The organism is Sphingopyxis terrae subsp. terrae NBRC 15098, from assembly GCF_001598815.1.
GTDB lineage: Bacteria > Pseudomonadota > Alphaproteobacteria > Sphingomonadales > Sphingomonadaceae > Sphingopyxis > Sphingopyxis terrae.
In genome coordinates this window covers 114,715-135,753 of record NZ_BCZQ01000020.1, presented here as the reverse complement: position 1 = coordinate 135,753, position 21,039 = coordinate 114,715, and the positions used below count along the sequence as shown (strand labels likewise).

Here is a 21,039-nt window from a genome sequence, read left to right as displayed (position 1 = left end):
GAGCGCAGGATCGGCCGACCCATCTTCCACGAGTTTGGCGATCGAGCCGCCCGACCGATAGCGGGGATTGAGCCCGATCAGGGGTTCGGGCCAGAATATGCCGCTGTCGTAGATGGCGTCTATTTGGGCTTTCAGGTCGGCACTGCGAATATCAGTGAAAGAACGCGCAAACTGTTCGTAGCGTCCGATAAGGTCGTTATCGAGGTCGAAAACATTCATTACGTTGGCTGCCGTTCCTTCGAGCGGTTTTGAGATTTCGTGTGACACTGCCCGGCGGTGTCGTTCAACTATGTCGCAGAATAGCGACTTACTTCAAGCGCTTTACCGCCGCTTGAAACAAAGACGAGGATTGCGGTCCGAATGAGGCCAGGACCTCCGGTTGCACTACTCAACGCAGCGAAAGTCTCGCCTTCTATGGAAAGGCGTTTCAGGCGCGTTAATAGGCTGGGACCGTGACGAAATTGTCGCGTGCCATGACGGGAGTGAGCCCGTCTATCTGGCCAGCGAGAGCAATGATGACCCAAATTCGTGGTGCACCGCCTCCCACTCAAGCTGAGATCGGAGGCAATCTTCACGCAGCCGTGCAACCGGACCAGTCATCGCGGTCGGTCCACGTGTGGCAAGGCGGATTGCGAGATGCTGGAAATGTCGTTTGGGACGGCGCAGAATCTGGGTGTTAAATCGACCAACGTCTAAAGCTTTATGGCGCGATCATGCTCCTTTTCAGCCGTGGAGCAGATCACGTAGCGCGATCAATGAATGCGATCATATTTTCGTTCCACGGCGACACGATGTCATAACGAAAATCTTCGTAAAACTTGTCTCCGATTCCATCGTCGGTAATTCGGTGTGCAAGCAACAGCGCCCAGACCGACGCAAGGCAAGGAGCGGCTGTCTTGTTATTTCGTTGATGCCAATCGTCTATAATCCGTGCGAAATAATCGTAGGTTTCTACTAATGATTCACGGAACGGCGGCCGTTCGCCAGTTTCCGTGAAATAGGCTATGTCAGTGGATGGCGGCAGTGGAGTGGGCGACAAGCGATTTCCGGTCCTAGGTTTTTCAGTAAGTTCCCAACCGGCAAATCGGCGCGGCAGGTCTTTCCAGCTTCGCAAGGGAGCGTCGTCGTAGACGTCGTCATCCTCGAATTCCGATTTGCTGCGACGCTCGTTAAACTCGCGTAACGCGGCGACCATATGCCTGGCAAGTTCCCGGCTGGCGGGATGAACGTCGCTTTGCGTTATGCCTTCTGCCAACATTCGGATCGCGAGCTGGTCCATATATTCCGGAACAGGCAAAGGCTGGCAGGCTAAAGCCGCCATTTCATCGCGTGCCTTGTCGCGGGCTGCTGCTGTCAGAGCAGTAAGCTCGGCCAACCTGCTCGCTGCATCCGACAACCCCATATACTTGTTCGTAAGGCGCAACAGGCGTGAATCTCGATCGTCAGTATTCGAGGCAGGCGGTTCAGGATAGTCATATGGAATCATCCACACCGCGTCCAAAGCTATTTGAACATCGATGTAATGACAATCGCCAGTTCGCCATCTCATGAGGACGTCATACAGATCAGCAAAGTCCTTACGCAGGTCCGCATTTAGACCGGCAAGCCTCGTGAAGGTCTTCGAATTCTTCGGACGCGCCATGCAAAACAGACCTTTGAAAACTCGGATAATCTCGATATCTTGAGGATTATCACCGTTTTCAATAGCCGATCGAAAAGAAAAATCTTTTAACCAACGCTGGGAAAACTTGATCCCACAGGACAAAATGCGCGTTTCCAACGCGAAGTGAGGCGATTTAGTTTCAGGCGCAATACCGCAAAGTTGTGGCAGAGCCACATCTTTGTGTTTAGGCGCAATACCGTAAAGTCGACGGGTCCCCCGTCAACTTTAGGATCAGGCGCAATACCGCAAACGTTACGCGCTACGCACGTAATGTTTGCTTTAACGCCTCGGGCAGAGATCCCACTCTGCGCGAGCGAAGGGTCCTAACTATCACCTCCATGCGGAGGCTCGGATCGGGGCGGCACGCCCCTCGGGTTGCGCCAGACCTGACGGTCGGCGCTCTGCATGCACAACAATCGCTTCAGCGCTCTGGAGCGAAGACTCCTGGAGATGGGAAAAAGCATCTGCATCGAGTCTTCCGGCGCCGGCCGTCCCCGGCACCCGGAGTTACTTCATGCTACCATATACATTGGGCGGCGACCGCCGCCTTCGGCGCTATGCCGGCGCGCTCGACGATAGCCCAGATTATCGCGTCCTTCGGCGCCTGCCACGGATTGAAGAAATGTGGTTCACGTCCATGCCCCATGGGCCGGACATTCGTATCGGCGTCATTGACATCGAAACGACCGGCCTCGCCGAAAATGCGAAGATCATCGAGATCGCATTGGTGAAGGTTTCGCTGATCGATGGCCAGCTCGGCGATATGACCGCGCCATTGTCCATGTTCGAGGACCCAGGCGAGCCGCTTGCCGACGACATTGCGCGGCTCACAGGGCTCAGCGATTTGTATCTCGCCGGCAAGCGGTTTGATGAAGAACTGCTAGCCGACCAGCTCGACGACGTCGATGTTCTGCTCGCCTTCAACGCCAGCTTCGACATTCCGCGACTACGGCGCCGCTTCGACTGGCTCGATCACCCGGCAGTATGTGCCATGCGCGATTACGATTGGTCTGGCGCCGGCTATGAAGGGCGCACACAGCGGGCGCTGCTCAATCATGCAGGGCTCTTCTATTCTCCGCATCGCGCCGAAATCGACACGGCGGCGCTGGCAGTGCTGATCTCGCTGCCGGCAGCCGATGGGCGAACGATTGCTGCGCATATCGTCGATCATGGCAAAAGGCCGAGAGCGCGCATCGCGGCGCATGGCGCGCCGATCGAGATCAAGAACCGCCTCCGCGAGCGGGGTTACCGCTGGGAGAGTCACCGGCGCATGTGGACGATCGAGGTCGATCCGGCTGCGGCTGCCGAAGAAGAACGCGCACTTCGCAATATCTGCCAACTGATACGCCCTCAGCGCGAGGTGGTGGATTGGTATGAGCGCTATTCTGGCTGACCTCGCCCTGTCGCGCTGCGCATTCTGCGGCGCAGCCGCAATCAGTGGCGAAGCCGAGGCGCGACAGTTCGACGTTTAGCCAAAGCCTTCGCTGCCTCTCAGCGCCGTCCCGCAAAGTGGGGCGGCGTTTTTCGTTTCAAGGAGAATTCAAATGCACGTAACCAAAGAACAGATCGACGCCGCAAAGCGCGCGCTCGGCTTGCTTCCACGTTCGGTGGATCAACCCGCTTTCAATATCCGGCCCATTTCGGAGGCGTGGAAATGGCGGGACAGGAAGCCGGCTTATCGCACCGCCGTTGCCAATGTCGCCTACATCTGGCGCGATGGGTCGCCCGTTGACCGTTACGGGGCGATGCCAGCCTCGTTCGAGCAGCGAAGGGTCGAGCTTCGCGGTTCAGGTCTGTTGCTCCCTGCGAGCGCGCCGGTGTGGGCCTGCGAGGGCTATCGCATCTGGGAGGAGGCAGATCAGATGGCCTACGCAACGGACGACCCTACCGAGCTATCAGCTTGGCATGTGGTCATGGACCTGCCGACGAAATTGCCGCCCGCCCGCTGGCAAGATTTTGTGACGGGCTTCGTTGAGCGCGAGCTGACCGCTAAGGGGGCGGTCGTGGCCTGGGCCATTCATGCCGTGGAAGCGGCCGACGGGAGCTGGCTTGTCAGGCCGCACCTGCACCTGTGCGTGACCGCCAAGATGTGGCGGCATAACAGCCGCCATGGACGGCGTCACATAGCTTGGCTCGGAAACTGGGCGCGCCAGCGTTCCTTCGAGCTTGCTTGGCGAAGGGCGTGCCGGTTGAGCGAGGCGATGCGGGCGTGGCGCTCAGCACCCCGGCAAAAAAGGGAATCGAACCCGCGCAACGAGCGCTCATTTCAGGCGACTTGACCTTCCCACACAGTGGGATACAACCCATCCCACACGATGACGAAAACCTAGGTTTTCTGCGGGTTTTAGGGCAGGCATAGAGTGGAGCGGAATCCCGCTACCCGCTCCAACTTCCAGACCGATGCCGGTCGGATCGGCCTTTACAAGCTCTCGGAAATCAACCTAACCGTCGCACAACGGATTGTCGCGGTTCTCGTTCATTCGTCGTGGCGGCTTTCGCGGGGCTGGCTTCCTTTCTCTGGGGGATCGTGAATGCACGTCATGCTTTTGGGAGCGGGCGGTTTTATCGGTCGGCATATACTCGTTGCGCTATTGGCGGCCGGACATGACGTCACGGCTGTCGTGCGCAAGCCGCGGCACCTCGCCGCCGCTTTTCCGAAGGTCCGTTTTCTCGCGCTCGATCTTACCGGAGCAACCGACGTCGACGGCTGGCGTTCGCGCCTTGTCGGCATCGAGTGTATCGTCAATGCCGCCGGCAAGCTGCGCGGCGCTGAAATGGAAGCCGTACATGTGCGGATGCCGGGCGCTCTATATGCTGCGGCAAAGCAGGTGGCGGTGAAGCATATCCTGCTGATCTCGGCGATCAGCGCCAGCCCCGACGCCGACACCGATTATGCCGATACCAAGCTTACCGGCGAAGACTTGCTGCGCTCGTCCGGCGTCGCGTGGACGATTTTGCGCCCTTCGCTCGTCTATAGCAACGGCAGCTATGGCGGCACGTCGCTTTTGCGCGGCCTGGCCAGTCTGCCGTGGCTCGTTCCCTTGCCCGGCAAGGGGGATTCCGCTTTAACGCCGATCCATGCAGACGATCTGGCGCGCAGCGTCGCCTTGATTTGCGGTAATGACGGCTTCTTTGGACGGACTCTCGAACCGGTGGGGCCGGAAACGCTGGATTTGCGCACTCTTCTCGCGCGATATCGTGCATGGTTGGGTTTCGGACCCGCGCGTTTCCTGGCCCTCCCGATGCCGGTCATGCATTTTCTTGGCCGTGTCGGCGACATCGTCGGCGATGGCCCAATATCGACCAACAGCCTCAAGCAGATGATCGCAGGCAATGCGGGCGATAGCCAGGGCTATGCCGATGCGATCGGCTTTGCCCCTCGCAGCCTGGACGACGCCTTGCGCGCCCGGCCTGCCGAGGTGCAGGATCGCTGGCACGCAGGACTGTTCTTCCTCGCGCCCGCGATCCGGGCCGTGCTCATTCTCCTCTGGCTCGTATCCGCTTGGGTCGGCTTCTTTCATGGCGCCGCCGCAACCCACGCCCTGACCCAGGCACTCGGTATGCCGCCTAACTGGGACGGGCTGTTGCAGCTGAGCGGAAGCGTCATCGACATCGGGGTCGCCCTGCTGGTTTTCCTCGATCGCGATGCGCGCCGAAGCACGCTGGTCCAAGTGGCCGTCGTCGCGGGCTATACGCTCGTCATCGGTATCGCGCTGCCGCAACTGTGGCTCGATCCGCTTGGCCCGCTGATCAAGAATATCCCGATCCTGCTGCTGATCGCGGTTCATGGCGTGATCGGAAACAACCGCTGATGGACGGCTATCTGATCGCCAAGACGCTGCACATCATCAGCAGCACGGTGCTGTTCGGTTTCGGCGCCGGCACTGCATGGTATTTCTGGAACGCGCATCTTACCCGCGATCCGGCGACGATTGCCAGCGTCGGTGCCATGGTCGTGCGCGCCGACTGGATCTTCACGGGCTCGAGCGGCATCGTCCAGCCTGCCAGCGGGTTGTGGCTGGTCCATCTGGCCGGATATCCACTGGACAGTTCGTGGCTGGTCGTAACCCTTCTTCTCTATGGTCTCGCCTTCGCCTGCTGGGCACCGGTCGTCTGGTTGCAGATCAAAGCGCAAAGGCTCGCGGCCGCCGCACTGGCGGAAGGCCGCCCGCTCGGAGCGGATTATGAGCGGACGATGCGGCTGTGGTTCGCGCTCGGGTGGCCTGCCTTTCTGGGCTTGATCGCTATATTCTGGCTGATGGTCGCCAAACCCGATTTGTGGTGATGGCCTCGGGCGAATTCGCCGCCCAATTGCCGGACAAGCCTCGTCCCGTTCGATGCCGCGCCACATATTTGGCGGCGAGTGGTCTCGCTTCGATGAGCCAACCAGCAATTGGGGAGGCCCACAGGCCAAGCAGGACGTACAGCGCGAGCGGCCATCATCCCCGCCTGCCCCTCAAGCGTCAGAAACGCGCCGTAGCGGACAGGTAGAAGGTCCGGCCCAGTACGTCGTAGGTACCGGCATCGGTCGTTCCGGGGACACCGCTGACGACGGGCGGCGTCTTGTCGAACAGATTATTGACGCCCAGCCGCAGGCTGAAATGATCGACCGGATCGATACGCAGCGATGCATCGAAATAATCGTAGGCCTTCACCCCCGGCGTCGTACTGGCGGCGTTGGTAACGGTCGATGCGTCGGCCATCGCGCCGATGTGGCGCCAGCGAAGCAGCGCGTTGATGCTGTCGGTGCCATAGGTGAAGGAGGTCGTCGAACGCCAGCGCGGCAGCGTCGTTCCCGATCCGATGGTGCGCGCGAAATCCTGGAACGGCGAGCCCGGCAGATTCTGTATCTCGAACTTGTCGAGATAGTTGATCACCGACGAAATACCGAAGCGTCCCGATCCGTCACCGAGTCCGATATCGGCCATCCGCACGCTCCAGTCGAGTTGCACATCGACACCCGCGGTGCGATAGCCGCCGAGGTTCAGATAGGGCTGCAACGCGTTGGTAATACCGCCCGTCCCCGCATCGCGGCCGATCAGCGAACAATAGAAATTCGCCGCATCATAGCCCGGATTGCTGCCGTCGCCGTTGAAGCATTTGTTGAGCGAAACCGATACCGGGATCACCGCGATCGCATCGTCGATCGCGATATTGTAATAGTCGATCGACGCACGGATTCCCGACAACCACGGCGACGCCGCACGTGGGGAAAAGACCGCGCCGATCGTATAGGTATCGGCTTTTTCAGGCTTCAGATTCTGATTGCCCGACAGATAGGCGGCGACCTGCGCGACATTGTTGACATAGACGTCGGCGATCGCGTCGGGCATCCCCTGCGCGACGCAGATACCGCGGACCGCGGCACCGTTGCTGCCGGTGCGGTAGCTGCTGCGGATGTCACACGGATCGCCGCCGCCGTTCGCGATCAGGCCGATGGTCGGATAGAGGCCGGTGGTCGCGGTATAAAGCTCGCCGACATTGGGCGCGCGAATCGCGCGCTGATAGCCGCCGCGCAGCCGCACCCCGTCGGTGACGGTCCAGTCGACATCGACCTTGTAGGTCGAAACCCCGCCGCTCTGCTTGTAATCCGAATAGCGATAGGCGAAATCGAGCGTCAACTCCCGGATCGCGAACACGTCGCGCAGCACCGGAACGAGCAGCTCGGCATAGCCTTCGATCGCGCGCGTCGAACCAGCGGTCGGCGAAGTGCGCGCGATGGCGACGACATTGCCGGTGATCTGCTGCGCATCGGGGGCGAAGCTGAATTCGTTGCGGCGATAGCCCGCGCCGACCGCGAAGCGCAGATCGCCTGCGGGAAGCTGGGCCAACCCGCCCTGGATATTGAGCTCGACAACGTCTTGTCGCGTTTCGGTCCGGTTGCGCGTTACCCCGCTGATATAGGCGACGCATTCGGCCGAATTGGTGGCGCTGAACGGGTTATAGCCGCCATCGCAGAGCGAAGCGCCGCCATCGGGGGCGGATACGAGGGTCTGTACCCGGTCGGTGAAGACTGAACCGTTCGCGATATCGTCGACGACGCTCTTGCCCGTCGATCCGTAGAGTTCCCAGCTTATGTCGCTATTGCCGAGCTTGCCAGACGCGCCGCCGAGAATCTGCCACGTCGTCGCGTCGTGATCGGTGCGGCGCGGCCCTACCTCGCTGTAGCGCTTGGTTACGACTACCGGGGCCGCCGGGTTGGCGCGCGCGTCGAGGAGCGGCCGCAGCGCGTCGGGGATGAAGGGACTCGTCACCGGGACGCGCATCGTCCACAGGCCCGCATTGGGCGCGGCGTCGGCGATCGTCGTCGAAGTATAGTCGGTGTAGAGCCCCTGGACGAACAGCTTCAGATTGTCCGACGCCTCGAACGTCGCGCGGCCAAAGGTCGAAATGCGTTCGAGCGGAATCTGCGAATAGGTGAGTTGCGGCGTCGCGAGCAACGCCGAGCCGGTGTTGAGCACGAAGGGGACATCGTCGCGGTAATTATAGACCCCGCGCCCGGTCGAGAACAGGGTGCCATCGGGGTTTATCCCGATCGACGAGCTTGCTGGGACGCTGCCCGGCGCGATGCCATAAGCCGCAAAAGCCGCATCGACCGCAGCCTGATCAGGCGCGTTCGCGCCGGGCGTGAACAGCCCGAGCGGGATCGTGCTCGACACCCCGCGATTCTGGCGGAAGAAGGCCCGCGAATTGATATTGATCGCATCGCGGTCGGTATAAGAGACGCCCACAGTCACCTGCCCGCGCCCGTCGGCGAAGCGTGTGCCGCCCCCCAGCGAGATTTCGCGGATGCCGCCGTCGCCGCGGCTGGTGATCGTGTTCTGGCCCGAAACTTCCAGACCGTCGATCTGGCGCAGTTTGAAATTGACGACGCCCGAAATGGCGTCCGAGCCATGCACCGCCGAAGCGCCGCCGCTGATGATTTCGGCCCCGCCGATCAGGATCGTCGGAAGCGTGTTGATGTCGATGACCTGACTCGAATTGGACGGCTGGAGACGGCGGCCGTCGAGGAGGACGAGGTTGCGCTGCGCACCAAGGCCGCGCAGATTGAGCGTAGCCTGACCGGTCGAATTGAGGTCGTTCGAAAATGCGGTCGAATCGGGCGTGAACTGCGGCAGCTGGTTCAGTGCGCCTTCGAGCGTCACGCTGCCTGTCGAAGAGACGGCATCGCTGCCCAATGTAACGATCGGGCTGGGCGCCTCGAAATCGCGGCGCGAGATACGCGAGCCGGTCACGACGATTTCCTGCGCCGGTGCCTCCTCGGCTGCCTGATCGGTAGCCGAGTCGGTCTGCGCCCACACCGGCGCACCGGCAAGCGAAATGATCGAAGCCGAAATTGTGAGGAGCAGCTTGCGATTATCCAGCATTTTCAAAGAACCTTCCCCTGTCGTGACCCGATGCGACGATGCGGCGAGAGCGTCGCGCAAAGGCGAGGCCTCATTATCTGTCGCGAACCCATAAAATTACGATACAAACATGCATCGAAATAGCTCTTGGCGCAAAATGGATGCTGCTGTCAATCGTAGCCGCGAAGCCGCAGCCGTGGACCACCCGATGCGCGCGCGCCGTTCGCTGTGGCGGGTGTCTTGACCGGGACCATATTTCGATACATACATGTATCGTATATATTTCCGGTCGCTTGTGCCGGCCCTTTGGGGCATGAGGAATTGGGCAGAATGGATAATATCCTATTGGGCGAAGACAGGGACACGGCCGTGGGTCGGCCAAGGCAGGCCGATCTTGACGAGCGCATCAAGCGCAGCGCCGTCGCGGTGCTGGGCGAACAGGGCTTTGCCGGCCTGTCGGTCAATCGTGTTTGCCAGCGCGCGGGTGTGCCGCGCCCGACCTTTTATCGTCGCTGGCCGTCGGCGGTCGCCGCCTTGGTCGATGCCTTCAACGATCGCTTCGACGACGCACTGTTGACCGACACGGGCGACGCGAAAACCGATCTGCTGTCCTTCGCGACCAGCGTGCGCAACCGTTATGACGACGCGGTGGTCAGCGTGTGCCTGCCCGCCATTCATGAAGCGCGGCGGCACGAACCCGCTCTTATCGCTCCCATCCTCGAAGCCCAGCGGCAGCGTCGGAAGGCCAATGTCTCCACGCTGACGAAGGCGCTGGCAGAACAGGGACACGAGCCCGTCCTCGGCGCGTTCGAAATCCTCTTCACCCTGACTGCGGCGATCGATCAAGGCTATCTCGCCGGTCGCCCGCTCGCCGACGATTTTCTCGAACGGCTCGTTACCGCGACGCTGCGCTGAACCGGTGCGTCCATGGCGGCGCCCACCACCAAAAACAGATTCCGCACAACAGGAGACATGATGATGCACAAGTTGCTGCTGACGCTGACCACCGCGCTGATCGCGGTCCCGGCACTTGCACAGGCACCCACCACCGCGCCTCCAGATTTCGATGTCGCAGCAGCCAAGGCCCGGATCGACACGACGCTCGACCAGCAATATCCGCACCTCGACGCGCTCTACAAGGACATCCATGCGCATCCCGAACTGGGCTTTCAGGAGACCCGCACCGCGGCGCTGCTCGCCGGCGAGATGCGCAAGCTCGGCTTCACCGTCACCGAAAAGGTCGGCCAGACCGGCATCGTCGCCATTTACAAAAATGGCGACGGCCCAACGGTCCTCGTGCGCACTGAACTGGATGCGCTGCCGATGGAAGAAAAGACCGGCCTCCCCTATGCTAGCCGCGCCCGGCAGCAATGGAACGGCGAGCAGAGCTTTGTCGCGCATAGTTGCGGCCACGACAGCCACATGGCCTGGTGGGTTGGAACCGCCGCCGCGCTCGTGGCGATGAAGGATCAGTGGAAGGGGACGCTGATGTTCATCGGCCAGCCCTCCGAGGAAGCCGTCAGCGGCGCCGAAGCCATGGTGGCCGATGGTCTCTTCACGCGCTGGCGCAAGCCTGATTTCGGTTTCGCGGCGCACGTCGCGCCGATGCCGGTCGGCACGGTCATGGTGAAGGACGGCGTCGTGAGTTCGGCATCCGATGCGATCCATATCACCTTCCATGGTGTCGGCGCGCATGGATCAATGCCCGACAAGGGGATCGATCCCGTGATGATGGGCAGCCGCTTTGTCACCGACGTTCAATCGATCATCAGCCGCGAAAAGGATCCCAAGGCGTTTGGCGTCATCACGGTTGGCAGCTTCGTCGCGGGGACCGTGAACAATATCATTCCCGATCACGCCGACCTGAAGTTGACGCTGCGCTCGCACGACGACGCCACGCGCAAATTGCTGATCGAAGGCGTCGGCCGGACGGCGCGCGCCGTTGCCGAGATGTCGCACGCGCCCGCCCCGACGATCGAACACGCCAACGGCACCAACGCGGTGCATAATGACTCGGCGCTGTCGGCGCGGTCGGCGGCTGTGCTGACCGAAGCATTCGGCAAGGATGTACAGTTTGTCCCCAAGAGCGAAGCGGGCGGCAACGCGAGTGAGGATTTTTCGGTTTTCATCGACGCTGGCGTCCCGTCGGTCTTCTTCGCTATCGGCGGTTACGACCCCGCGATGATCGCGCAATATCAGGCCGAAGGGAAACAACTGCCGGTCAACCACTCACCCTATTTCGCCCCAGTCCCCGAGCCGGCGATCAAACGGGGCGCTGAAACGCTCGCTCTGTCTGTGCTGATGGTGATGGCAGACGGGGGGCAAGGCAAATGATCGGACGGTCAACGGCCCCGACCGGACGCTGACCGCGAAGGCAAATCTTGAGGTCGTCAACCTGCCGCGTCTGGACCCAAGGTCCATTGGGGCTTTGCCCGGCGCGGTCCCGGCTGAAATCGCAAAGCCTCCGAGAAAACTGCGCAGCTGCCCGTCGAAAAAAGCCGCTCGGGCGACCAATCGCATCGCTCACGGCATGCAGCTTCGCACTCATGCTGCCATTCGTGCGACCGATCAGGCGCCCCGCCCCCCGTTTTCACTCCGTGCAGCGCGCTTTGCAACAGGTCGCCCAGATCACGATCGTCTTGCAATTGGATGCCTGCGGTTTCGCCAGATATTCCATGCGCAGAATGCTTTGAAGGTTTCGGTCCGACGCTGTACCGGGAGCGGATTGATTGCCTCTGTCACTCGCACTCGGCTTTCCGCGCCCAGCCGATCGTATAAGGCAGATCGCCAGGATTTTGAATTGCAATGAATTATCGCCACAGCTTTCATGCCGGCAACAGCGCCGATGTCGTAAAGCACAGCTTGCTGATCGCCATCGTGCGGGCCTTGCAGCAAAAACCCGGCGCGCTCACCCTGATCGACACCCATGCTGGTTGTGGGCTGTACGACCTTGGCGGCGAGGAGGCGCGGCGCACCGGCGAGTCCAAAAAGGGCGTGCTGCGGGCCATTGCCGACCCGAACCCCTTGCTGGACGACTACTGTGCCGCTGTGCGGGCGGTGAATACCGGGGTAGAGCCTCGCTTCTACCCCGGATCGCCGCGATTTCTGGCGCAGCTTCTTCGTCCGCAGGATTTTCTGATCCTGAACGAGAAACATCCCGAAGACGCCTATGCCCTGCGCGGCGCGATGCGCGACACATCCGCCGCCGTGCATCAGCGTGACGGCTACGAGTTTTGGCTGGCAATGCTGCCGCCCCGCACTGCACGCGGCGTGGTCGTGGTCGACCCGCCGTACGAGCAGGCCGACGAACGCGCCCGTATCACCGCCACCCTTGCCGCTGCCCACCGCAAATGGGCACATGGCGTGATGGTGATCTGGTATCCGCTGAAAGACCGCGCCATGCATGTGCGGTGGAAGGCGCAGTTGCGGAAACTCGGAATCCGGAAGTTTCTGGTGGTCGAGCATTGGCTGTACGATAGCGATCAGCCTGACATCTATAACGGCGCGGGCCTTTTCATCGTCAACCCGCCCTACGCCTTCACTCAAGCACTGCCGCCTCTGATGGACGCCCTGCGCGCGGCGCTGGCGCCGGAAGGGCATAGGGGAGAAATTACGGCGGACTGGTTGGGCGGTTAAAAATGCCATCATCAACGGCCAAGACTGCCGCTCAGCGACGACCGTCGGTAGACAGGCGATCGGAAGTTTTTGGTGCGCAATGCGAAGAAGTAGGCATTCGATGGAACATGGACCTATCTGGCTATGAAAGAAATCGCAGTAGCAAACCCCTTGATGTGGGTTGGATTTCTTCAGCTCCGACCCGTATATACGACTGATGAGTTCCTCCTCACTTGTGTCACGTAGTGCGGTCGCGCAAACGGCTCCAGAATCCGCCAGAACTTTGAAAGTCGGGGTTCGAGGGATTGGCCATGCTTCCCCCCGCTACGCCATCATCAAACAATCTATCTCGGAGGCCGTCCGTGAAGGCCGGTTGAAGGCCGGCGACCGCGTGCCGTCCGAGGCCGAACTCGTCGATCAATTCAACGTGTCGCGCATGACGGCAAACCGGGCGCTGCGCGAGCTTCAGGCCGCAGGTGTCATCATCCGTCGGGCCGGAATCGGATCCTTCATCGCCGAACCCAAACCCATCGGACAGATGATCGAGATCCGCAATATCGCCGATGAAATTCGCGATCGGGGTCACGTCTACCGCGCCCGTGTAATCCAGAATGTCGCTGAACGAGCGGATGCAGAGAGCGCTCCCCTGCTTGCGGTCCCGGTGGGAACGAGGCTGTTCCGTTCGATCATCGTCCATCATGAAGCCGAATTTCCGATCCAGCTCGAGGAACGCGTCGTCCTCGCATCGATCGCGCCCCATTATGGCGATATGGACTTTTCCGCGACGACTCCGAACGAATATCTCACGCGCATCGCCCCGCTCGAACGCGTCGAGCATCGGGTCTGCGCGATGATGCCCGACGAGCGCGTCCGCGCGATGCTTGGCCTCGCGGCCGGCGAGCCGGTGCTGCGGATGACACGGCGCACCTGGAGCCGCGGGCGACTGGTGTCGCACGCATGGCTGACGCATCCCGGCACGCGGTTCGAGCTGTCGGCGGCCTTCTCGATCGACGACTGATGCAGTCAGCCCGCGCTTCGCGTCACCACGACAGGCTTGCGTCGGCGGCGGAGCCAGCGAAAATCGGCGCGGCTGAAACTCTTGAACAGGAGATAAAAGCCCGTTCCAGAAAGCCATAGTGCACCGAACGCAACGAAAATGATCAGCGGGTGGTTGAAGCTCTTCCGGTTCACATAATCCATATTGTGGAGCATCCAGAAGAAATCCCAGGTCCGCCAGGTGTCACCGCGCATGACGAGGAACCGCGCCGTGTCGAGCGAGACATAGGCGCTGCTATTCTCGTCATCGGCGAAGTCCACCCGCCACATCGCCCCCTTGAAATCGCGCGCTTCAAGGTTCGGTTTCGAGAGCACGCTGACAGAGCGAATGGGCGCCTCGTTCATCATCGACGCGATCTCGCGCGCCATGTCCTGATCGACGCGGATATGCTCACCGCTGGTCGCGTCGATCAATTCGACGCCCTTCGGACTGTGAATTTCAAAGACCGGGCGGGCGCCAAGATCACGGAGCACCAACCCGTGAACGGGCTCGCCGTTCGGCAGCTTTGCAAGCATGGCATAGTCGCCGGCGGGCAACGGATGCGCGTGGCTCATGCCGCCGCCGTGGCCACCGACCTTGTCCTTGTCGAGCAGCGCCATCACCGAACCGCTGAGCGCCCAGAGCAGGAACTGAAGGCCGAGGATCAGGGCGACCCATTTATGGACGCGGCGGAAGAACAGCGGCGTCAGGCGAAACTTTTTCATGCCTTCTTCCTCTTGCGGCGCGGGAAGGACCATATCAACAGCCATGCCCCCATTGCCGCCATGGCAAAGGTGCTCCACGTCGCGATGCGGAGCAGCGGATTGTTGACGTCGGTGCGCTCGTCATAATCCATGATGTGCAGCATCCAGGCGAAATCGAAGACGCGCCAGAGCGCATGGCGCCGCGAGATGAGTTCGCCCGTCGCGGGAGACAGATAGAGCGTCGGCCGGTTCCAGCCTTCGAATTCCACCTGCCAATAAGGCGGCTTGCGCGACTGCATTTCCTGGGGGGCTTCGGTCAGCAGCCTGACCGAAGCGATCTGACCGCCGCCGGTGTATATCTGCCTTGCGAGCGCGCGGATATGCGCCTCGTTCGGCTTGGGCAGCGGGCGCGCGGTCGCGGCATCGAACAAATATGGTCCCCCGGGCGTTTCGGCCCGCCAGACCGGCGCGCCGAAATATCTTTGCAGGCGCACCTCCGACGCACCGGGTGCCGCCGCGACCACCTGTGACGGCTCCGCCAGACGCGACAGATCGAAGGGCTTTTCGGCCAGCGCACGGACCAGATTGTCTCCGTGGATGATGTCGATGTGGACCGCCACCATATACATCCCGGTCAGCGTCCAGAGCAGTGCCTGGACGCCGACCGCGAGGGCCAGCCATTTATGCGTTCGCCGAACGAGAAGCGACCAGCGGATTGCCATCGTCGATATCCTCAGAAGGCGGTACGGAAACCGACATAGAAGCGGCGACCGAGCAAATCATAGGTCATCGTATCGGTGTTCGCGTCGGTGAAGCTCTGGATATAGGGCGCCTTGCGATCGAAGAGATTGTCGAGCCCGAGCTGGAAGCGGGTTTTCTCGTCGATTTCCCAAGCGAGCTGGATGTTGTGATAGAAGACGTTCGGCGTCCGGTAACCGATCTCGCCCGGCGAGGCGTTGAAGTCGGTCGCCTTGCCGATCCACTGCGTCGACCAGGTCGCGCTGACGCCGTCCTTCTCTGCGGTCAGCACGCTATAGCCGCGCCACTTCGGATAGCCGCCGTTACCGCCGCCGATGAATCCGTCGAAGAAGATCGGCGCGCCCCCCGGGAAGGGATTGACGACATATTTGTTGAGGTAGGTGACGTTCATGTCGAGCGAGATGTTCACCGACCCGATGCCCCCGGCATAAACCAGCCCGAGGTCGAGACCGTTCATTTCCTCTCGGCCGGTGTTGATCGGTTGCGCCGACAGATAGGTGACTTCGCCCGTCAGCGTGCTGCGCGTGAAATCGTCGCAGAAGGGGTGCGACAGATTCTGGCTCGCATAGCAGACCGAAAGCTTGGTCGAACCCGGGATCGCCCTGATCGCGTCCTTGATCTTGATATCGAACCAGTCGGCAGTCAGAGACAGGCCGGGAACCAGGCCTTTCGGCGAAATCACCGTGCCGACGGTCCAGGTCGTCGAGCTTTCGGGCTTCAGATTCTGGTTGCCACCGACTGTGGTCAGGATCGTAGTGCCGAGCTGGACATAGTTCGCCGGCACGCCCGACGCCTGGCAATTCGCGATCAGCGTCGCATTGCCGCTGGTCGAATAGCGCGAGCAGGGATCGGTGGTCGTCAGATTGCCTTCCGACACGCCGCCAAACAGTTCGGGGACGTTGGGGATGCGGAAGCCGGTGCCATAGGTACCGCGCAGCCGGAAGCTGTCGTTGACGACCCAATCGATACTGGCCTTGTAGTTCCAGTCATTCCCGAACAGGTCATAATCCGAATAGCGCACGGCCCCGTCAAGCGTAAGTGCCCGGAAGAAGGGCGTGTCCGCAAGAACCGGAACGGAAAGCTCGAGATAGGCTTCCTTCGCGACGCTTTTCCCCGAAATCGGACTTTGCTGGTTGGTGTTGGCGACGCCGAGAACAGTAAGGGGGTCGGGATCACGCCAGCCCTTTTCCTTGCGATAGACGACACCCGCCGCGAACGACACCGGCCCGGCCGGCAGCTTGAACAGATCACCGTTAAGATCGGCGGTGAAGGTCGCCAGTTCGTTGCCGCCGCGGTCGCGTGAGGTGAACAGGATATAGTCGAGAACCTCGGGCGTCAGGTCGCCAAAGCCCAGATAGTCGCCGCACGGAACGGCGGCGCCCGGGGCGCTGCTGCAGATGCTCGTGTTCAGACTGTTGCGAACGCGTTCGAGATTGGCGATGTTGGTCGAGCCGTCGACCGCGGTGTTGCGCCCGAAGGCGCCCGCGACTTCCCAATGCCAGTCGTTGGACAGCTTGCCGCGCAGGCCGAAGGTGCCTTGCCAGGTATCGGTTTCCTGGAAGAATTGGCGCGGCCCCGGTTCAGCGAGACGACGCTGGACAAGGACGATATTCTCGCCCGTCGGGTTCGTCGGATTGCTCGCCGCGATCGACAGATTGCGGAGCGTACCGGGGGTCGCGATCTGGTTCGATTTGCGGAAGGTATAGAGGAACTCGCCGAACGCCTCGATACTGTCGGTCAGGTCATAGTCGGCGAAGAAGGCGGTGCTAACCCTCTCGACGGGGCTGACGGCGTTAAGGAACGGGCTCGAATTGAAGTTATGCTTGGCGGCACTGTACGGTTCGAAGAAATCACCGTCACCGCCCGGCACCTGGTTGAAGTTGATTTGTTGCCCGTTCGGCAGCACCGCGCGGCCGCCGACCGTCGAGGCGCTGTTGACGCAGGACAATTGGCCCGGCGTGGTCTCGGCGAGCGAACAGGGCGCACGGCTTGCCATGTTGACCGCGCTTGTCTTCTGATATGTAACGGCCGCCATAAAGCCGCCGCGATCGTTGCGGATTCCCCACAAGAGGTCGGCGGTGAAGTCGGACCCGTCACCCCTTTCCGTGATGCCCTGCCGGACGCTGAGGCCCAGCCCCTGATAATCGGTGCGCGTGACGAGGTTAACCACGCCCGCCATCGCGTCGGCGCCATATATCGCCGAGGCGCCGTCCTTCAGCACGTCGGTACGCGCCAATGCCGCGACCGGGATCATGTTGAGGTCGGGCGACGAATTGGCGCCGGTTCCGCCTGCGACAAGGCGGCGGCCGTTGAGCAGTACGAGCGTGCGCTTGATGCCGAGGCCGCGCAAATTGACCTGCGCCGTGCCATAGCCGTTGTTCGTCCAATAAGCCGACGTCTGGTTGCCCGCGAAACCCGCATTGGCGGGCAGGCGCTGGAGCACGGTTTCGATATTTACCACGCCGGTATTTTCGATCTGCTCGGCCGAGACCACCGTCGCGGGCCCGACGCCCGCAAGGTCCTGACGCCGGATGCGCGACCCGGTCACGACGATGTCGCTGCCCGGCCCGGCACTTTCGGCGCCAGTCTCCGGCGCGCTGTCTGTCTGGGCGAATACTGGTGCGGAGAAGCAGGCGACGGCAGCAGCGCCGGCCAGCAATGTTGTCCTGATCGTCATGGCGAAACCCCCTTTTTGGCTTTGCGTCCCGCCAGAGAGCATCAATTGTATATACAGGTCAATAGCATTTTATCTTTTTTTTCAATATCTTATCATAGATGTTTATAGATATACTTCCGTAACAAATACGCATCGGAACGCATCACCCCTCATCCCGCGCCATTTTTTTTGCAGAGGGCGTAACTTTTGAAATTATATTACGAACGCTGCGCATCTCGCCTCCCAAGCCGACGCGCAACCTGCCCGACCTTGAGCGAATCAAAAACGGCCGCGCCTCGGGCTTCGAGGCACGGCCGCTGGAGCTTCGCTCCAGAACGAGCGTTAGAACCAGGCTCTGACGCCCATGACAAAGCTGACGCCGCTCGCGTCCTCGCCCGCGGCGCGTGCGAAACGGGCGGTATCGCCAAACTTGCGGGCCCATTCGAACCCGACATAGGGCGCGAATTCCCGGACCACCTCATAGCGGAGGCGGAGACCGAGTTCCATGTCGGACAGCCCCGATCCGATTCCGATCTCAGGTGCGTCCTGCGCCGCAAAGTTGAATTCCGCCATCGGCTGCAGGATCAGTTTCTGGGTGATGCGCTGGTCATAATAACCCTCGATCCGGCCCGAAAGGTCCCCCTTGTTCGACAGGAACAGCGCCCCCTCGACCTCGAACCAATAAGGAGCAAGCCCCTCGAAGCCGACGGTAGCATAGGTGCGGTCGGGGCCATGCCCGGCATCCTGACGGACCCCTGCCTGCAGGTTGAAATAGGGGCCGACGGCGCGGCTGTAGAGAAGCTGCGTTTCGGTGCTTTCGATGGCCTCACCGAAAGCTCCCTCGCCCTTGCTCTTCAGCGTGATGCGATTGATGTCGCCGCCATACCAGCCCTCGGCTTCCCAGCGATAACCGTCGCGCCCCTTGCGGGCCTGATATTCGGCGAGACTGAAGCTGAGAAAGGCCGTCGTCAGCCCCCCGCTCTCCTGCATCATGACGTGACGCGAATGCTCCATCTCGCCTTCTGGATAGAGGCGGTCGGCATACCAATCATCCGGAACGGGGGGCGCCGGCGAATCACCTGGTGGGAGATCGGTTCCGACCGCGCCGGAAGCCGCGGTCGGCGTCGACGCTGCGGGGGCGCAATGACCCATCGCCGCATGTTCCGGCGGACAGGCCGGATCGGCGGGCGCTTCGGCGGCGTCCGTCGCCTCCGGCGTGCAATGACCCATCGCCGCATGTTCGGGCGCGCAGGTCGTGGAAGGCTCCATATCCATTTGACCGCCGTCGCCATGATCCATCGCCACGGGTTCGTCGGCAGCCGGCGCTGACGGCGCACTGCCATGCACCGCATGATCCGACTGGGCGGCCGCGGGGGGAACCAGCGCGAAGGCGCAGAGGCCCGCGAGCAATAACGATGCGGGCATCATGCGGCGTCCTCCTTCGGACGGACACTGACAACGCGCATCATGCCCGCGTGCATGTGATAGAGGAGGTGGCAATGGAAGGCCCAGTCGCCGAGCGCGTCGGCCGTGAAATCGAAGGTCGCGATCCCGCCCGGCTGGACGATCACCGTATGCTTGCGCGGCGCGCGATCCCCCTTCCCCGTCACCAGCTCGAAGAAATGGCCGTGCAGGTGGATCGGGTGGACCATCATCGAATCATTGATCAGATTCACGCGCACGCGCTCGCCTTCGATAAAGGGAATGGGTTCATGATGGTCGGACATCTTCACGCCGTCGAACGACCACATGAAGCGTTCCATATTGCCCGTCAGATGGATGTCCAGCGAGCGGCCGGGTGCGCGGAAGTCGGGATTGCGGTCGAGCGCGACGAGGTCGCGATAAGTCATCACCTTGCGCTGGGCATCCTCCAGCCCCTGCCCCGGCTCCCCCATGCGATCGACGGGCATCGGCGAGATCGTCTGGACGCTCGGGTCGCGCTTGACCTGCGGCGCGACGTCGAAGTCGCGCATGCTGTGGTTCATTCCGCCCGCACCATGCCCCATCGCGGCATGGTCGGCGCCCGCGTCAGCGGCAGGCATGCAATGCCTCATTGCGGCGTGTTCGGCAGGGCACGGCGCGTCACCGCCCATCGCGCCCATGCCCATGTCCTTCATCGTCGCGAGCGGGCGCTTGCGGAGTGGCGGCACCGCGGCGATCATTCCGGCGCGCGGCGCCAGCGTCGCGCGCGCCATGCCCGACCGGTCATTGACCTCGGCGACGAAGCTGTAAGCGCGATCTTCGACCGGGGTGACGATCACGTCATAGGTTTCCGCGACGCCGATCTGGAATTCGTCGACGGGCAACGGCACGACGTTGAGGCCGTCGGCCTGCACGATCGTCATGCGGAGACCCGGGACGCGGACGTTGAAGATCGACATGGCCGAGGCGTTGACGATACGAAGCCGCACCCGCTCGCCGGGCGCAAACAGCGCCGTCCAGTTATCGCTCGGCCCGTGGCCGTTGACGAGAAAGGTGTAGGTGGAACCATTGACGTCGGCGATGTCGGTCGGGTCCATACGCATCGCGCCCCATTCGACCCGCTCCTTCAGCGACTGATCCTTGCCGGCCAGCAACCCGCCAAGCGTCTGGCGCTGCATGTTGAAATGCCCGGGATTGACCTTGAGCTTGCGGAAGATCGCCTCGGGCGACAGGCGGCTATGATCCGACAGCACGATGACATGTTCGCGATCGTAACCGATCGGATCGACATCCTTGGGATCTATGACGATCGGCCCATAGTGGCCGAGTTGTTCCTGCAGCCCGGAATGGCTGTGATACCAATAGGTCCCGGCCTGCACGACGGGAAATTCATAAACAAATGTCGAGCACGGCTTGATGCCCGGAAAGCTCACTCCCGGAACGCCGTCCATTTGAAACGGCAAGATCAATCCGTGCCAGTGGATCGAGCTGTCCTCGTCCAGCTCGTTGACCACCGTCAGCCGCGCCCTCTGCCCCTCCCTGAGGCGGATCAACGGACCAGGTATTGTCCCGTTGATCCCGATCGCGCGGGCGACCTTGCCTTCGACGCGCATCGTCTGGCGCGCGATCCGCAGCGTAATGTCGTCGCCGGATACGGTCGGCAACTGGGCCTTGAAGCCCGGCGAAACCGGCTGCGCCCATGCCGGCATCCATGCGGCAAGCGCCGCCGCCGCACCGCCCCCTGCCGCCGCACCAATGAACTGCCGCCGATCGATCTGCATAATCCCGCTTCTTCCTGTCGAACCTGTAAAACCATACGCACGCGCCGCATGCGCCCC

16 protein-coding genes and 1 pseudogene are annotated in these 21,039 nt (G+C 61.7%); 8 read left to right on the top strand and 9 right to left on the bottom strand.

The annotated features are described in order from the left end of the window. Both STE01S_RS13715 and STE01S_RS13710 read right to left on the bottom strand, forming a co-directional pair. On the bottom strand, positions 1-219 hold a 219-nt coding region (locus STE01S_RS13715), incomplete at its 3' end, for a hypothetical protein (RefSeq protein ID WP_162928288.1). A 520-nt stretch (positions 220-739) separates the two neighbouring features. Continuing rightward, positions 740-1,837: a hypothetical protein gene (locus STE01S_RS13710; protein ID WP_162928287.1), complete on the bottom strand. Its 1,098-nt coding sequence runs from the start codon at positions 1,835-1,837 to the stop codon at positions 740-742. Between the two features lie 463 nt (positions 1,838-2,300). Here STE01S_RS13710 and STE01S_RS13705 point away from each other — a divergent pair, with 463 nt between their 5' ends. The 4 genes from STE01S_RS13705 (at position 2,301) to STE01S_RS13690 (ending at position 5,948) form a co-directional block, all read left to right on the top strand. Next, positions 2,301-3,056: an exonuclease domain-containing protein gene (locus STE01S_RS13705; RefSeq protein ID WP_162928286.1), complete on the top strand. Its 756-nt coding sequence runs from the start codon at positions 2,301-2,303 to the stop codon at positions 3,054-3,056. A gap of 151 nt (positions 3,057-3,207) precedes the next feature. Beyond that, positions 3,208-3,942, top strand: coding sequence for a MobA/MobL family protein (locus tag STE01S_RS13700; protein ID WP_082813339.1), 735 nt, complete (start codon positions 3,208-3,210; stop codon positions 3,940-3,942). A gap of 252 nt (positions 3,943-4,194) precedes the next feature. Beyond that, positions 4,195-5,475 (top strand): SDR family oxidoreductase, encoded by a 1,281-nt coding sequence (locus tag STE01S_RS13695; protein ID WP_062768544.1) that lies wholly within the window; start codon positions 4,195-4,197, stop codon positions 5,473-5,475. Continuing rightward, positions 5,475-5,948: a DUF2269 family protein gene (locus STE01S_RS13690; RefSeq protein ID WP_062768542.1), complete on the top strand. Its 474-nt coding sequence runs from the start codon at positions 5,475-5,477 to the stop codon at positions 5,946-5,948. Before STE01S_RS13695 ends, STE01S_RS13690 begins: the two co-directional genes overlap by 1 nt. 178 nt (positions 5,949-6,126) lie before the next feature. Here STE01S_RS13690 and STE01S_RS13685 read toward each other — a convergent pair whose 3' ends face one another. Beyond that, the gene (locus STE01S_RS13685) at positions 6,127-9,030 is read right to left on the bottom strand and encodes a TonB-dependent receptor domain-containing protein (protein WP_062768539.1); all 2,904 of its coding nucleotides are present in this window, start codon (positions 9,028-9,030) and stop codon (positions 6,127-6,129) included. 348 nt (positions 9,031-9,378) lie between these two features. Between STE01S_RS13685 and STE01S_RS13680 the strand changes: the two genes are divergently transcribed. Further along, complete coding sequence (locus STE01S_RS13680) at positions 9,379-9,924, top strand: TetR/AcrR family transcriptional regulator (RefSeq protein ID WP_162928285.1); 546 nt, start codon at positions 9,379-9,381, stop codon at positions 9,922-9,924. 60 nt (positions 9,925-9,984) lie between these two features. After that, positions 9,985-11,343 carry an amidohydrolase gene (locus STE01S_RS13675; RefSeq protein WP_255265959.1) on the top strand — a complete coding sequence of 453 codons (1,359 nt, stop codon included), beginning with the start codon at positions 9,985-9,987 and terminating at the stop codon, positions 11,341-11,343. A 157-nt stretch (positions 11,344-11,500) separates the two neighbouring features. Here the strand turns inward: STE01S_RS13675 and STE01S_RS21025 are convergent. Next, positions 11,501-11,695: pseudogene (locus STE01S_RS21025) on the bottom strand (IS5/IS1182 family transposase); the annotation flags it as partial. A gap of 119 nt (positions 11,696-11,814) precedes the next feature. Between STE01S_RS21025 and STE01S_RS13670 the strand changes: the two are divergent. Together STE01S_RS13670 and hutC are read left to right on the top strand one after the other, a co-directional pair. Then, positions 11,815-12,645 carry a 23S rRNA (adenine(2030)-N(6))-methyltransferase RlmJ gene (locus STE01S_RS13670; RefSeq protein ID WP_062768534.1) on the top strand — a complete coding sequence of 277 codons (831 nt, stop codon included), beginning with the start codon at positions 11,815-11,817 and terminating at the stop codon, positions 12,643-12,645. Between the two features lie 160 nt (positions 12,646-12,805). Next, positions 12,806-13,642 carry a histidine utilization repressor gene (gene hutC / locus STE01S_RS13665; protein WP_255265958.1) on the top strand — a complete coding sequence of 279 codons (837 nt, stop codon included), beginning with the start codon at positions 12,806-12,808 and terminating at the stop codon, positions 13,640-13,642. A 5-nt stretch (positions 13,643-13,647) separates the two neighbouring features. Here hutC and STE01S_RS13660 read toward each other — a convergent pair whose 3' ends face one another. From STE01S_RS13660 to STE01S_RS13640, 5 genes are all read right to left on the bottom strand, one after another. Further along, the gene (locus tag STE01S_RS13660; RefSeq protein WP_062768579.1) at positions 13,648-14,385 is read right to left on the bottom strand and encodes a PepSY domain-containing protein; all 738 of its coding nucleotides are present in this window, start codon (positions 14,383-14,385) and stop codon (positions 13,648-13,650) included. Further along, on the bottom strand, positions 14,382-15,086 hold the full coding sequence (locus STE01S_RS13655) for a PepSY domain-containing protein (RefSeq protein ID WP_062768527.1): 705 nt from the start codon (positions 15,084-15,086) through the stop codon (positions 14,382-14,384). Before STE01S_RS13655 ends, STE01S_RS13660 begins: the two co-directional genes overlap by 4 nt. Positions 15,087-15,097: 11 nt before the next feature. Then, positions 15,098-17,800, bottom strand: coding sequence for a TonB-dependent receptor domain-containing protein (locus STE01S_RS13650; RefSeq protein ID WP_062768524.1), 2,703 nt, complete (start codon positions 17,798-17,800; stop codon positions 15,098-15,100). A 321-nt stretch (positions 17,801-18,121) separates the two neighbouring features. Continuing rightward, positions 18,122-19,207 carry a copper resistance protein B gene (locus STE01S_RS13645; RefSeq protein ID WP_062768522.1) on the bottom strand — a complete coding sequence of 362 codons (1,086 nt, stop codon included), beginning with the start codon at positions 19,205-19,207 and terminating at the stop codon, positions 18,122-18,124. After that, positions 19,204-20,982 carry a copper resistance system multicopper oxidase gene (locus STE01S_RS13640; RefSeq protein WP_062768519.1) on the bottom strand — a complete coding sequence of 593 codons (1,779 nt, stop codon included), beginning with the start codon at positions 20,980-20,982 and terminating at the stop codon, positions 19,204-19,206. Before STE01S_RS13640 ends, STE01S_RS13645 begins: the two co-directional genes overlap by 4 nt. Positions 20,983-21,039 lie beyond the last annotated feature (57 nt).

Coding starts and splice junctions, on each gene's coding strand:
- STE01S_RS13655 (WP_062768527.1), bottom strand. CDS start 15,086: ATGGCAATCCGCTGGTCGCTTCTCGTTCGGCGAACGCATAAATGGCTG.
- STE01S_RS13660 (WP_062768579.1), bottom strand. CDS start 14,385: ATGAAAAAGTTTCGCCTGACGCCGCTGTTCTTCCGCCGCGTCCATAAA.
- STE01S_RS13650 (WP_062768524.1), bottom strand. CDS start 17,800: ATGACGATCAGGACAACATTGCTGGCCGGCGCTGCTGCCGTCGCCTGC.
- STE01S_RS13670 (WP_062768534.1), top strand. CDS start 11,815: ATGAATTATCGCCACAGCTTTCATGCCGGCAACAGCGCCGATGTCGTA.
- STE01S_RS13640 (WP_062768519.1), bottom strand. CDS start 20,982: ATGCAGATCGATCGGCGGCAGTTCATTGGTGCGGCGGCAGGGGGCGGT.
- STE01S_RS13690 (WP_062768542.1), top strand. CDS start 5,475: ATGGACGGCTATCTGATCGCCAAGACGCTGCACATCATCAGCAGCACG.
- STE01S_RS13700 (WP_082813339.1), top strand. CDS start 3,208: ATGCACGTAACCAAAGAACAGATCGACGCCGCAAAGCGCGCGCTCGGC.
- STE01S_RS13645 (WP_062768522.1), bottom strand. CDS start 19,207: ATGATGCCCGCATCGTTATTGCTCGCGGGCCTCTGCGCCTTCGCGCTG.
- STE01S_RS13705 (WP_162928286.1), top strand. CDS start 2,301: ATGCCCCATGGGCCGGACATTCGTATCGGCGTCATTGACATCGAAACG.
- STE01S_RS13685 (WP_062768539.1), bottom strand. CDS start 9,030: ATGCTGGATAATCGCAAGCTGCTCCTCACAATTTCGGCTTCGATCATT.
- STE01S_RS13675 (WP_255265959.1), top strand. CDS start 9,985: ATGATGCACAAGTTGCTGCTGACGCTGACCACCGCGCTGATCGCGGTC.
- STE01S_RS13695 (WP_062768544.1), top strand. CDS start 4,195: ATGCACGTCATGCTTTTGGGAGCGGGCGGTTTTATCGGTCGGCATATA.